The organism is Nocardiopsis sp. ATB16-24, assembly GCF_030271535.1.
GTDB lineage: Bacteria > Actinomycetota > Actinomycetes > Streptosporangiales > Streptosporangiaceae > Nocardiopsis.
In genome coordinates this window covers 31,801-45,146 of record NZ_JASCXJ010000023.1, presented here as the reverse complement: position 1 = coordinate 45,146, position 13,346 = coordinate 31,801, and the positions used below count along the sequence as shown (strand labels likewise).

Genomic DNA, 13,346 nt, shown 5'->3' with positions numbered 1-13,346 from the left:
CCACGAAACGAACAACAGGGAGGTTTCGTGATCCGCATCGGAGTCACCGGCCACCGTGCTCTGACCCCGCGACTGCACAGCACCGTCACCGAGATGGTCAGCGCCCACCTCAAGCCCTACGGCTGTGAGATGGTCGGCCTGTCCTGCCTGGCCGACGGCGCCGACGCGGTCTTCGCCGAGGCCGTCGTCGAGGCCGGGGCGCCACTGGAGGTGATCATCCCCGCGACCCGCTACCGGGAGGCCCTTCCCGAGGAGCACCGTCCCGTCTACGACCGCCTCCTGCGCCGGGCCGTCCTGGTGCACGAACTGCCGCACACCGAGTCCACCTCCCAGGCGCACATGGCGGCCGGGAGACTGCTCGTGCGGCGTTGCGATCAGCTCGTGGCCGTCTGGGACGGGCTGCCGGCACGGGGACCGGGCGGTACCGCGGACGTGGTCGCCTACGCACGAGCGCTCCACCGCCCCGTGTCGGTGCTGTGGCCCCAAGGAGCCCATCGCTGACCGGAGCCGCCGCTCAGCCGCGGCCCGACATGGCGGCGTTGACGTCCACGGCCCGCAGCACCCCGTGCACCCGTCCGTCCTCCTCCACCACCAGGTACTCGGGCAGCGGGTGCACGGTGAGGGCCCCCAACAGCTCCTCCCCCTCCATCTCCGCCGAGACCACGGAGTGCTCCGTCACCGCACGGGCCACGCTCGACACCGGGACCCACGGCCGGCGCTCCCGGGGAAGGGCCCCGGCCGCCGTCGGGTGCACGATCGCCAGGGCCGTGCCGTCGGAGTCGGTCACCACGACCTCGGTCACGCCCGACTCCCCCGCACGGCGCTCGGCCTCCGCCAGCGGGGTGTCGGCCGGCACCATCACCGCCCTACGGGCCAGAGCACGCGCGCGCAGCTCCGGAACCCGCTCACGCACCCGTGCCGTGCGCAGCGCGTCCGTGGCGCCCATCCACATGAAACCGCCCAGGACCAGGCCCCACACCACGGCCCACGGACTCAATCGCCCGCCCGCCGACCACGTGAGCAGGAACGGCAACGCCACCACCACCAGGGCCAGGACTCTGCCGCCCCAGGCCGCGACCACGCTCCCCACGAAGGGCCTGCCGGTCGCCTTCCACACCCCCGCGCGCAGCAACCGCCCACCGTCCAGAGGAAGACCGGGCAACAGGTTGAACACGCCCACCAGAAGGTTGGCGACCCACAACTGGAACAACAGCTCGCCCACGACGCTGCGCGGGTCGGCGAACAGGTACGCCCCGAAACCGCCGGCCGCCAGAAGAAGGGAGAACAGCGGCCCCGCGAAGGCGATCCAGAACTCACGCCCCGGTGTGGGCGCCTCACGTTCGATCTCGGAGACACCGCCCAGCACGTACAGCACGATGCGCCGCACCGGCAGACCGTACATGCGCGCGACCACCGCGTGGGCGAGCTCGTGCACCAGGACCGAGACGTAGAGCAGGACCGCGAAGAGGAACGCCAGCAGGTAGGACCAGGGTCCCAACGCCAGTCGGCCCTGCACCACACCCCCGTAGACCAGGGTGATCAGCACGGCCACGATCAACCACGAGGATGTCACGTAGACGGGGACCCCGAAGGGGCGTCCGATCAACAGCCCCGTGCTGGAACGGTCACCGGGCCTCGGTGCGGATGCGTCACTCTCGGTCGTCACACCCTCAGCCTACGGCCGACGGGCCCTGAGGACGTCCCCGGTCCGCCACATCCCAGGAGCGCCCACGATCCGCTTTCACGCACCACTCCCGTCTCATAGGCTCCTCCTATGACCACCGCGCTCCTACCGTCGGCCCTCTCCCCCTCCCGGGCGGGCGACTTCCTGCAATGTCCGCTGCTGTTCCGCTTCCGCGCCATCGACCGGCTGCCCGAGAAGCCCAGCACCGCGGCCCTGCGCGGCACCCTCGTCCACGCCTGTCTGGAACGCCTCTACGAACTGCCCGCCGAGGCACGCACCCCCCACAACGCCCGCGGCCTCGTCGATCCCCAGTGGAAGAGGCTGAGCGAACGCAGACCCGAACTGGTGGAACTCTTCGCCGATGAGGAGGAACTCGGCACCTGGTTGGAGTCGGCCCGTGCCCTGGTCCGACGCTACTTCGACCTGGAGAACCCCACCACCCTGGAACCCCGCGACCGCGAGATGCGCCTACAGGTGTCCCTCCCCACCGGCCTGCGTCTGCGCGGCTACGTGGACCGGCTCGACGTCTCGCCCTCCGGACAGATCCGGATCGTGGACTACAAGACCGGCAAGTCGCCCCTTCCTCGTTTCGAGGACAAGGACCGCCTCCAGATCTTCTTCTACGCGGTGATGATCTGGCGCGATCTCGGTGTCGTCCCCACCCGTCTCCAACTCGTCTACCTGGGCGGTGACGGTGCGGTGCGCTGGTACGACCCCACCGAGGACGAACTGCGCGCGGCCGAGGCCGAGATCTCCGACATCTGGGCGCAGATCGAGACGGCCGGCCGTACGGGGATCTGGCGGCCCAGGAAGAGCAGGTTGTGCGACTGGTGCGAACACCAGGCGCTGTGCCCGGAGTTCGGTGGGACCCCGCCGCCCCTGCCCGTCCTCAAGGCCGGCTCCTCCCGCCCGAACACCACGCACTGATCTTCGGCCCGCGTCCCCGATACGGCACAATCACCCTCGTGCCCGTCTCAGTACTGCTGGTCGACGACCAGCCCCTCGTCCGCGCCGGTTTCCGCATGATCCTGGAGTCCTCTCCCCACCTGTCCGTGGTGGGTGAGGCCTCCGACGGTCGCGAGGCGGTCCGCTCGGTCCGCGCCCTGCTCCCCGACGTCGTCCTGATGGACGTGCGCATGGTCGGAACCGACGGGATCGAGGCCACCGGGCGGATCCTGTCGTGGGCGCGTTCCCAGGGGCATCGGATCCGGGTCCTGGGGCTGACCACCTTCGATCTGGACGAGTACGCGATCGGGATGCTGCACGCGGGCGCCACCGGCTTCCTGCTCAAGGACGCCCCGCCCGCCGAACTGATCACCGCCGTCGAGGTGGTCGCGGCCGGAGGCGCGAGCATCTCCCCGCCGGTCCTGCGCCGTCTGCTGGACCGCTTCGCCCCCCTTCTGTCCGACGGTCCCACCGACACCGAGGCCGGGCGGAGCCCGCTCAGCACCCGCGAGCGCGAGGTTCTGGGACTGCTCGCACGCGGATGGTCCAACGCCGAGATCGCCGCCCACCTGGTGCTGGGAGAGGCCACCGTCAAGTCACACGTGGGCAGCATCCTCTCCAAGCTGGGGCTACGCGATCGGGTCCAGGCCGTGGTGTACGCCTACGAGAGCGGACTGGTGCGCCCGGGCGAGCACGGCGGAGCCGGTGGCGCTCCCCTTTACCCGTGACCGTCACCGCGATGACACTCCCGCATAGGCCCCGTACGGTCCGGCGCGTCGCCCCCCGGCGCGACCGCCCCGATTGCCAGGATGTCAGCGTCGACCTCCTCCCGACCCGAGGATCGGGGCGTCCTTCCACAAAGGACCGGTGACCGAACTCACCGGCCGCGGACCCCGTTCCAGGCGAACCCGCCCGCTGTGGACAGCGTCCCCTCAAGGGTTTGATCATTGCGCCGACCACTATCGGGTACAGGCGGGGAGGGAACGGAGACAGGGATGCCAGGCAAGCCGGAACGGCACGTACCCCCGAGCGAGGACCGCATGCTCAGCAGGATGCGGGACTGGCGGGCGGCGCACGAACGGGAACTGACCCCCGACGGGCTCGACGAGGACGAGGACGTCAGCCTTCCCGACGCACGCGCCATCGATCTGGTGCTGCGCGTCGGCGAACTGATGCTCGCCAGTGGTGAGGGCACCGAAGCCGTCAGCGAGGCCATGCTCAGCCTCGCCATCGCCTTCAACCTGCCGCGCTCGGAGGTCTCCGTCACCTTCACCACCATCACCCTGTCCACCCATCCCGGCGGCGACCACCATCCGATCACCGGCGAGCGGGTCGTGCGTCGCAGGACCCTGGACTACTTCCGCGTCAGCGAACTGCACACCCTGGTACAGGAGGCGGCGCTGGGCCTGCTGGAACTGGAGGACGCCTCCGCCCGCCTGGCCAGGATCCGTCGGGCTCGGATGCCCTATCCCAACTGGCTCATCGCGGTCGGGTTCGGCCTCATCGCCTCCAGCGCGAGCGTGATGATGGGGGGCGGTTTCATCGTGGCGACCGTGGCGCTGCTCGCCACCGTGCTGGGCGACCGCACCGCCGTCTTCCTGGCCAAGCGCGGTGTCGCGGAGTTCTACCAGATGGCCGCCGCGGCCGTGGTCGCCGCGACGATCGGCGTGGCCCTGCTGTGGGTGAGCAACACCATGGACCTGGGGCTCAAGGCCGGGGCCATCATCACCGGGAACATCATGGCCCTCCTTCCCGGGCGCCCGTTGGTCTCCAGCCTTCAGGACGGTATCAGCGGCACCTACGTCTCGGCGGCCGCCCGCCTGCTGGAGACCTTCTTCACCCTGGGCGCCATCGTCTCGGGCGTGGCGGCGGTGGCCTACACCGCCCAGCGCCTGGGCGTGCACATCGATCTGGAGACCCTGCCCTCGGCGGGCACCTCGATGGAGATCCCGGTTCTGCTCGGCGCGGCCGGAATCGCGATGGCCTTCGCCATCTCGCTCGTCGTACCGCCGAGGATGCTCCCCATGATCGGCGTGATGGGCGTGATGATCTGGTTGATCTACGCGAACATGCGCGAGGTGCTACAGGTCCCGCCGGTGGTGGGCACGCTCGCGGGGGCGATCGCGGTGGGCGTGGTCGGCCACTGGTTGGCCCGCCGCACACGCAGGCCCGTGCTGCCCTACCTGGTACCGGCGATCGCGCCGTTGCTTCCGGGAAGCATCCTGTACCGGGGTCTGATCGAGCTCACGCAGGGCAACGCGGGGGCGGGCCTGCTCGGTCTGGCCGAGGCGGTCACGGTGGGTCTGGCCCTGGGCGCCGGGGTCAACCTGGGCGGCGAGCTGGTACGCGCCTTCCAGCACGGCGGCCTCGCCGGCGCGGGCATGCGCAGTCGACCCGCGGCACGCCGTACACGCGGCGGATACTGACCCCCGACCGGAGCGGCCGACGGGGCGGAGACCTTCACCGACCTGCGGATCTTCCGTGCGGGACGAGGGAGGCGTACGGACAGGCCCATCCCGGCCGACCCGAAACACGATGAACATGTGATGTCAGACACTATCCTGAGGTCAGCTCGACGATGAGCCTGTGGACCGAAAGGCCTGTTCCATGTGCAGCCACGAACCTCCCTGCCCGTCCTCCACGGACACCGGCCGCGAGGCGGCCCGGGTCGTATCCAGCCACCCCGAACAGGGTTGGAGCCTGCTCTGCAACGGTGTCGTCCTTTTCGAGGACACCGGTGAACTCCTCCCCGACGGGGCGGTCGTCGCTCCGCGACGACCCAACGTCGCCGCCTGACCACGACACCACCGGATCGCCGTCCGCGAGGTCGGCGACACCGCCCGTGGGGCCCACGCCCCCGGGCGGTGTCGCGTCACCGGGGGGCGAGGGACTTCTCGGCCGCGCTCCACCCCGCCGCCCTCGAACCTCGCTCCGTGCCGCCTCCGGCCCGCTGCTCCGTGGCCCGGAGCCTTCGGCGTCCGACCACCCCCGGTGGCCTCGGAACGCCCTGGGGCCTGCTCACCTTTGGGCAGGACCCTCGGCGACCCGAGCCGGACCTCACCGCCGTTCCTGGTCGGGCCAGTCCTCGGGCAGCACGTCCCGACCCCCCATCGCCTCGCTCAACCGCCGCCGGAAGTCGGCGTGCACACCAGGGCCCCACAGCAACCCGCTCGGGGTGCGCAACGCCTGCTCCATGGCCGCCCGCAGAGCGTCCGGCCGGGCCTCCGCCTCCACCACGGGCAACGCCAACAGGGCGTGCATCCGAGTGATGACCGCGAACAACTCGCCCGCCAGCGCGGGCGAACTCGAGGTCACCACCGCCTCCTCCAGGTAGGGCTCCCACCACGGCGGTCGCGCCTCGCCGTCCCCTTCGTCCTCCTGGTGCGGGGCGAACCCCCTGCGCAACCGCGAACGCACCCGCTCCGCGGTCTCGTCCCGTCCGGTCAACCCCCAGCGCCACACCCGCTCCGCCGCCGTGGTGTCCCCGCGTAGCGCGAGCAGTCCGGCGAGGAGTTCCACCGCCGCGGCCGACGTACCGGGGTCGGAGGCGGAAACGGTCTCCTCCGGCCCCTCCCCATCGTCGGGCGGATCGACGATCGCTCCGACGTCGGCGATGGCGTGTTCGAGGTGGGCGGCCGCGCGCAACAGACGCAGGCGGGGGTCATCGGCCACCGTCAGACCGCGTTCTGCGGCCACCACGGCCGCGCCGGGCAGGCCTCTGCCCAAAAGACGCTCGGCCAGGTCTTGGGAGGCGTCGACGACCGTGGCGGCGTGCAGGCGACCGATCTCCCCGGGCGCGGACGGCAGGGTGAGCGCCGCCTCCCAGTGCTCCTCGGCTCCCACCGGGTCACCGCGCTCCTCGGCGGCACGGGCCAGTCCGTAGTGGGCCACAGCGGTGTGGGCCGGTCCCCCCAGTTCGAGCAGTCGGCGCCAGACGGCCTCGGCCTCCTCCGTCCGGCCGTCCTGTTCAAGGGACAGGGCCAGGTGGTGGGCGGCTCGCGGGGCGTGACGCTCGTCCCCGGTGGCCAGGGCACGACGGGCCGCCTCGCGGGAGGCGCCCGGGTCGTCGCGTCGGTCCTCGACCACGGCCAGACCGAGCAGGGCGCGAGCCTGCACGCTCGGGCGAGAGGCGCAGGACAGGGCCCGCCGGTAGAGTTCGGCCGCGCGTGCCAGGTGGCCGGTCGAGGCGAGGTCCTGGGCCTGGTCGCACAGTCGCGAGGCGTCGCGCTCCCGGGTCGGGGCCTCGTCCCCGACGTCCTGCGGGTCGGTGGCCGAGGGCGGATCGGTGGGGCCGGGGCGCGCGGAGGATCCGGGCGTCGTGGTCATCGTGTCGTGCTTTCCAGGGGGCGTTGGTTCGCGTGGTGGGAACGCGACCGGTCTCGCGGCAACCCTAACGCGCGAAGGGTGCGAAGAAGTCTCTCCCTCGCCTGTTCCCGTCCTGTTCCCGCCCATGCCGAAGAAAGAGGGCGGGCCCCGTCCTCACGACGCGGACCCGTTCGGGGAAAGCAGGCGGGGCGCCGCCCCGAAGGTCGGCGCCCCGCACGAGGGTCCCTACAGTTCGAAGGCCTCCGGCGGCGGGCAGGAGCAGACCAGGTTGCGGTCACCATAGGCCTGGTCGACCCGGCCGACCGGCGGCCAGTACTTGTCCATGCGCAGCGACGCCAGCGGGTAGGCCGCCTCCGAACGGGTGTAGCCGTGTTCCCACTCGTCGGCGGTGACCGCCTCGGCGGTGTGCGGAGCGTTGCGCAGCGGGTTGTCCTCGGCGTCCCATTCGCCCTCGGTGACCTTGTCGATCTCGCCGCGGATGGCGATCATCGCGTCCACGAAGCGGTCCAGTTCGGCGAGGTTCTCGCTCTCGGTCGGTTCGACCATCAGGGTGCCGTTGACCGGGAACGACATCGTCGGCGCGTGGAATCCGTAGTCCATGAGCCGCTTGGCGATGTCCTCGTTGCTGATACCGCTGGCCTTCTGCAACGGGCGGACGTCGAGGATGCACTCGTGAGCGACCAGACCCCCCTCACCGGTGTAGAGCACGGGGTAGTACGGCTCCAACCGCTTGGCCACGTAGTTGGCCGACAGCACCGCGATCTCGGTGGCCGATCGCAGCCCTTCCTCTCCCATCATCCGCATGTACGCCCAGGAGATGGGGAGGATGCCCGCCGAACCGAACGGGGAGGCCGACACCGGCCCCACACCCGTGTGCGGGCCGGCCTCGGGCTGGCTCGGGTGGTTGGGCAGGAAGGCGGCCAGGTGGGAGCGCACCCCGACCGGCCCCACACCCGGACCGCCACCGCCGTGCGGGATGCAGAAGGTCTTGTGCAGGTTCAGGTGGCTGACGTCGGCCCCGAACTCGCCCGGCTTGGCCCAGCCCAGCAGCGCGTTCAGGTTGGCCCCGTCCACGTACACCTGACCGCCCGCCTCGTGGACCAGGCGGCACACCTCGGTGATGGTGCTCTCGTAGACACCGTGCGTGGACGGGTAGGTGACCATGATGGCCGCCAGGTCGTCGGCGTGCTCGGCGGTCTTGGCGCGCAGGTCCTCGATGTCCACGTTGCCGTCGTCGTCGCAGGCCACGACGGCCACGCGCATACCGGCCATGACCGCGCTGGCGGCGTTGGTCCCGTGCGCGGAGCTGGGGATCAGGCAGACGTCGCGATGGGCCTCCCCCCGCGAGCGGTGGTAGCCGCGGATGGCCAGCAGGCCGGCGAGTTCGCCCTGGGAACCGGCGTTGGGCTGCAAGGACACCGCGTCGTAGCCGGTCACCTCGGCCAGCCAGGCCTCCAGGTCGCGGATCAGGGCCACACTGCCGGCGGCCTGGGCCAGCGGGGCGAACGGATGCAGGTCCGCGAACTCCGGCCAGGTGATCGGCTCCATCTCGGCGGTGGCGTTGAGCTTCATGGTGCACGAACCCAACGGGATCATCGTGCGGTCCAGTGCCAGGTCGCGGTCGGCCAGGCGGCGCATGTAGCGCAGGAGCGAGGTCTCGCTCCGGTGGGTGTTGAAGACCGGATGGGTGAGGTAGGCGCTCTCCCTGGCCAGTTCGCGGGGCAGGCGTTCGGCCCGCGCGTCCACTTCCAGGCCCACCCGGGAGGGCCCGCGCCCCGCCTCACCGAAGGCGGCCAGGACCTTCTCCAGGTCGTCCAGGGTGGTGGTCTCGTCCACGCTCACACCGACCGTTTCCTGATCCACGGTCAACAGGTTGTAGCCGGCCTGTAGAGCGTCCTCCACCACCTGTGCCGCGTTGGGCACGCGCACGCGCAGGGTGTCGAAGTAGGAGGAGTGCAGGATCCGGAAGCCGCGCTCGGAGAGCGCGTCGGCCAGGGCCACGGTACGGGTGTGCACCTGGCGGGCGATCGCGCGTAGGCCGTCCGGGCCGTGGTAGACGGCGTACATCCCGGCCATGACGGCGAGAAGCACCTGGGCGGTGCAGATGTTGCTGGTGGCCTTCTCACGGCGGATGTGCTGTTCACGGGTCTGTAGGGCCAGGCGGTAGGCGGGCTTGCCCACGTCGTCCACCGAGACGCCGACCAGACGGCCGGGCAGCTGGCGGCGCAGCTTCTCACCGACGGACATGTATCCGGCGTGCGGTCCGCCGAAACCGAGCGGGACACCGAAGCGCTGGGTGGTGCCCACCGCGATGTCGGCACCCAGCTCGCCCGGGCTGCGGAGCAGGGTCAGGGCGAGGAGATCGGCGGCCACCACCGCCAGGGCGCCGCGCTCGTGCGCCTGGGCGATGAGGGAGGAGTGGTCGCGGACCACTCCGCTGGACGCGGGGTACTGCACCAGCACACCGAAGGTCTCCCCCTCGGGCAGTCCCTGGGCCAGGTCGGCGACGACGATGTCGATGCCCAGGGGCTCGGCGCGGGTGCGCAGCACCTGGAGGGTCTGCGGGAAGATGTCGGAGTCCACGACGAAGACGTCGGCCTTGCTGCGGGAGGCGCGCCGGGCCAGCGTCATGGCCTCGGCCGCGGCCGTGGCCTCGTCCAGCAGTGAGGCGCCGGAGACGGGCAGTCCCGTCAGGTCCGAGACCATGGTCTGGAAGTTGAGCAGGGCCTCCAGACGTCCCTGGGAGATCTCGGGCTGGTAAGGCGTGTAGGCCGTGTACCAGGCGGGGTTCTCCATGATGTTGCGCAGGATGACGGGCGGGGTGAAGGTGCCGTAGTAGCCCTGACCGATCAGCGAGGTGCGCACGTCGTTGCGGGAGGCCAGGTCGCGCAGTTCGGCCAGGGCCTCGGCCTCGCCGATCGCCTCGGGCAGGTTCAGCGGTGCGCTTCGCCCGGGACCGGTGAGAATGGACTCGGGTACGGCGTCGGCCATGAGCTCGGCGGTGGAGCCGTAGCCGACGGTCTTGAGCATTTCCTGGGTCTCGGCCGGAGTGGGGCCGATGTGACGATCGGCGAAGGTCCGGGCGGGCGTTCCCGGAGTGTGCACGGGCCGGTCTGACACGGAGACCTCCTGGTGACAGGCCGAATCTGGTCGGCGGTGTTCCTCACGGTCTCCCCCTCTGTCACCGGGCACCACGGTGCCACGGCTTCAGAGCGGCCTACTCCACGCGGTCCATGGTGCCTGAGAGGTTACTGGGGAGTATTGCCCCGTCGGCGCCCCCGAAGGGGTCTCTCTCGCGTGGTATCGACAGCCACATGACAGTCTGTACCTCTGTAGAAGAAAGACGAATGTCGGTTTTCATCCTTCTTGTGACTACGACCGTACTCGATTCTCACGCCGTGGACCGCGTCCGGGCAGGCGTTTCCCGTCAATCACACCGCCGACCTCGACTTTCCCGCCAACGGTGACGTGCCGACGGGGTCCGTCCTGTCCGAAGCCGACGGAAGGGCCACCGCGTACGGCATCCCGCGGCCTCCGGCACACGGGAACCTCCGGCGCCTACGGCGTGCCGGCTCCTACCTCGCAAACCCGCCTCCGGCGCCTCCACGACCCCGTGGGCGTCTTCGCGGTGCCCCCGTCCTTGGAGAGTCCTCCGCCGCGCTCCACTCCGGTCGCAGGACGAGGCGTCGGGCGGGGTTCCACGGAAAAAGGGGCCTAACCGGTACGGCGCTCCCTGCGCCGCCTGGCGAGTTCGTCCACGGGTTGCGGCGCCGCGGCCGGTAGGTCGGTCCGTTCCTCGGCCGGGACCACGCCCAAGGCCTCCTCCAGCTCCCGCCAGACCTTGGCCAGTGCCAGGCCGAACATGCCCTGCCCGCGCTGCATGAGGTCGACGACCTCCTCGGGAGAGGTGCACTCGTACACGCTGACGCCGTCGCTCATCAGGGTGATACGGGCCAGATCCTGTGCCGGACGTCCACGCAGGTGGTCGACCGCGGTGCGGATCTGTTGCAGGGAGATCCCGGTGTCAAGGAGCCGTTTGGCCACCTTGAGCAACAGGATGTCGGGAAGGCTGTACAGGGGGGCGTTGTGGGCTCCGGTGCGCACGCTCGGCTCCACCAGGCCGGTTCTGGCCCAGTAGTCGAGCTGGCGGTAGCTGATTCCGGCGGCGGTACACGCCGCGGGGCCCCGATAGCCGACGTCCATAGGCAGCGCCACCACGTCCTCTTCGCACAGCAGGCCCTGCTGCCCCGCTAGCCGCAGCGCGGACCGCCTGTCATGGGGATCCCGCTTGCCGCTCGCTACCGCCACGCCGACCTCCGGCTTCTCGTCCCACGGCGGTCTCGACAGGGGATGTCCACTCAGGGATTTGGGTGCGCCGTGGGTTCTACTGCACCGACGGTAGGGCGACCGACCGGCAGCGTCAACGACACCATCCGGCGCGTCGCCAAGTACGCACGTCGGTGGCGTCCCGGAGCCGATCCGGCGACGCTCCTTGCGCCCGCGGGGTTTCGGCCCTGACCACTGCGGTCATTCTTCTGCCCTCAATCTATCACCGACCCCGCGAACAAAGCCGCAGGTCACAGCGTGTGCCGCCGGAGGAAGACCTTCGGTGCCGCGTACGCGTGGGTTCCACGGACGGTGCCCGTGTCCCGTACGAAAGCCGCTCGAGGCTCACTCCGTGCGTCTGCCGAAATCCTCCGGCGAGATGTTGTCCAGGAACTCCCGGAAGGCCTCGACCTGGTCCTCCTGCTCGTCCGGGATCGGCATCCCCGCCTCGGCGATCACGTCCTCGTGCGCGTAGATCGGCGCCCCCGTCCTCAGGGCCAGCGCGATCGAGTCGGAGGGACGCGCGCTCACCTCCACGCCGTTGCTGAAGACCAGTTCGGCGTAGAAGATCCCGTCGTTGAGACCGGTGATGTTCACCGTCGTGAGCGAGGTGTCCAGGGCTTCGAGCACGTCGCGGAACAGGTCATGGGTGAGCGGTCGGGCGGGTGCGACGCCTTGTTGGGCCAACGCGATCGCGGTGGCCTCCACCCCACCGATCCAAATCGGCAGATAGCGGTCACCGTCGGATTCCTTGAGCAGGACAATCGGCTGGTTCGAGGGCATCTCAACCCGGACGCCGACGACCTCCATGTGCTTCACAGCGTCTCCGTCCCATGAGTCGTCATGCCGGCTGGGCGCTCGTCCCTGCTCCTCCTGTGGATCAGGACCCGAGGGCGAAATCGGCACCCTTCGTTACAAAGCTCTCCGGAGGCGGGGGGCCGCAAACCTCATCGGCCCGCCCGCCGCCGTCCGCGACCCGCCTTCCTCCTCAGCGGCGCGGTTTGGTCAGCAAAACCATGCGGAACTTACCGATCTGGATCTCGTCCCCGCCACCGAGCTGGGCCTCGTCGACCGGCTCGCGGTTGACGTAGGTGCCGTTGAGGCTGCCCACGTCACGGACACCGAACCCGTCGCCGCGCCGGAAGAACTCCACGTGGCGTCGGGAGACGGTGACGTCGTCCAGGAAGATGTCGCTGTTGGGGTGGCGACCGGCGGTGGTCACGTCACTGTCCAGCAGGAAGCGGCTCCCGGCGTTGGGGCCGCGCCTGACCACGAGCAGGGCCGTCCCCGGCGGCAGCGCGTCGGAGCCGGCGGGGTCCTCGCCCCCCAGCTCGTCTCCGGACTCCTCGTCCTCCAGGGCCTGTATGCCCGAGATGGAGATGGTGGACGTGACGTCTCCGCCGGAGTCCCCGCCGGAGCCGGGTCGGGGCCCCTGCTGTCCGGCCCTGCGGAGGGGAGTTCCACAGTGGGAGCAGAAACGGGCATCATCCGCAACGGCGTGACCGCACTGCGTGCAGTAAACGCTCGACATAGGTCGGCTCGGCCTCCTACCGCACGGGGCGGTGCTTGATTCGGCTGGTCGGTGGCACGCGCCGGGCAGCGCACGGGCACCTTGCCCACACAACGCCCGGAACGTAGCGAGACGTTCCCGCTGTCGCGCCAGCGGTGCGCCTCGCACGGTCGGTCGCTAGGTCTCGCCCCCCATGTGCACTCCTCGTCGCCCCCGGTGAGGGTGTCGGCCTCGGCCGGGACCGGCCCGGTGGGCGACTCGGCGCTCCGGGGAACACTCGACTTTAAACCATATCCCTGTCCAGGAAGGGTTTTGCTCTCCCCCGGCCTGCCGTGGACACGCCCCGGGCGACCGCGGTGACTCCACCCTCCGAGGCTCCGTCCGGCACGGGTGGCCGCCGGAGGGAGAACAAGACCCGTCCTGAGGGTGATGCTCCTCCCAGGGGTTTGGTTCTGGATGGATTCCCCAGGATGCGCGCCACCTTCACCGAACCGTCACGACCTGCGGCTACGCCCATCCTATCCACCCGACCACGCCGGGGGTACGGGCCTTTCG

At 70.4% G+C, this 13,346-nt stretch carries 11 protein-coding genes and 1 riboswitch; of the genes, 5 read left to right on the top strand and 6 right to left on the bottom strand.

The features are described 5' to 3' along the window. Nucleotides 1-27: 27 nt before the first annotated feature. Nucleotides 28-501 carry a DNA-processing protein DprA gene (locus tag PFX91_RS20455; protein WP_285734305.1) on the top strand — a complete coding sequence of 158 codons (474 nt, stop codon included), beginning with the start codon at nucleotides 28-30 and terminating at the stop codon, nucleotides 499-501. 13 nt (nucleotides 502-514) lie between these two features. Here the strand turns inward: PFX91_RS20455 and PFX91_RS20450 are convergent, their stop codons facing one another. Further along, complete coding sequence (locus PFX91_RS20450; protein ID WP_285734354.1) at nucleotides 515-1,606, bottom strand: site-2 protease family protein; 1,092 nt, start codon at nucleotides 1,604-1,606, stop codon at nucleotides 515-517. Between the two features lie 168 nt (nucleotides 1,607-1,774). Here PFX91_RS20450 and PFX91_RS20445 point away from each other — a divergent pair, with 168 nt between their 5' ends. The 4 genes from PFX91_RS20445 to PFX91_RS20430 all read left to right on the top strand — a co-directional run bounded on the left by PFX91_RS20445 (nucleotide 1,775) and on the right by PFX91_RS20430 (nucleotide 5,425). Then, nucleotides 1,775-2,611 carry a RecB family exonuclease gene (locus tag PFX91_RS20445; RefSeq protein ID WP_285734304.1) on the top strand — a complete coding sequence of 279 codons (837 nt, stop codon included), beginning with the start codon at nucleotides 1,775-1,777 and terminating at the stop codon, nucleotides 2,609-2,611. A gap of 38 nt (nucleotides 2,612-2,649) precedes the next feature. Further along, entirely contained in the window at nucleotides 2,650-3,357 is a 708-nt protein-coding gene (locus PFX91_RS20440; RefSeq protein WP_285734303.1) for a response regulator, read from the top strand. Between the two features lie 267 nt (nucleotides 3,358-3,624). Continuing rightward, nucleotides 3,625-5,055 (top strand): threonine/serine exporter family protein, encoded by a 1,431-nt coding sequence (locus tag PFX91_RS20435; RefSeq protein WP_502888344.1) that lies wholly within the window; start codon nucleotides 3,625-3,627, stop codon nucleotides 5,053-5,055. 181 nt (nucleotides 5,056-5,236) lie between these two features. Beyond that, complete coding sequence (locus PFX91_RS20430; RefSeq protein WP_285734302.1) at nucleotides 5,237-5,425, top strand: DUF5999 family protein; 189 nt, start codon at nucleotides 5,237-5,239, stop codon at nucleotides 5,423-5,425. 261 nt (nucleotides 5,426-5,686) lie between these two features. Here the strand turns inward: PFX91_RS20430 and PFX91_RS20425 are convergent, their stop codons facing one another. The 5 genes from PFX91_RS20425 to PFX91_RS20405 all read right to left on the bottom strand — a co-directional run bounded on the left by PFX91_RS20425 (nucleotide 5,687) and on the right by PFX91_RS20405 (nucleotide 12,812). Then, complete coding sequence (locus tag PFX91_RS20425) at nucleotides 5,687-6,955, bottom strand: tetratricopeptide repeat protein (RefSeq protein WP_285734301.1); 1,269 nt, start codon at nucleotides 6,953-6,955, stop codon at nucleotides 5,687-5,689. A 225-nt stretch (nucleotides 6,956-7,180) separates the two neighbouring features. Then, entirely contained in the window at nucleotides 7,181-10,075 is a 2,895-nt protein-coding gene (gcvP, locus tag PFX91_RS20420; protein WP_285734300.1) for an aminomethyl-transferring glycine dehydrogenase, read from the bottom strand. Nucleotides 10,076-10,172: 97 nt separating this feature from the next. Next, a riboswitch (glycine riboswitch) is annotated at nucleotides 10,173-10,261 on the bottom strand. A gap of 408 nt (nucleotides 10,262-10,669) precedes the next feature. Next, the gene (locus PFX91_RS20415; RefSeq protein ID WP_285734350.1) at nucleotides 10,670-11,158 is read right to left on the bottom strand and encodes a MerR family transcriptional regulator; all 489 of its coding nucleotides are present in this window, start codon (nucleotides 11,156-11,158) and stop codon (nucleotides 10,670-10,672) included. A 468-nt stretch (nucleotides 11,159-11,626) separates the two neighbouring features. Further along, complete coding sequence (locus PFX91_RS20410; protein ID WP_285734298.1) at nucleotides 11,627-12,100, bottom strand: bifunctional nuclease family protein; 474 nt, start codon at nucleotides 12,098-12,100, stop codon at nucleotides 11,627-11,629. A gap of 169 nt (nucleotides 12,101-12,269) precedes the next feature. After that, nucleotides 12,270-12,812 carry an FHA domain-containing protein gene (locus tag PFX91_RS20405; protein WP_285734296.1) on the bottom strand — a complete coding sequence of 181 codons (543 nt, stop codon included), beginning with the start codon at nucleotides 12,810-12,812 and terminating at the stop codon, nucleotides 12,270-12,272. Nucleotides 12,813-13,346 lie beyond the last annotated feature (534 nt).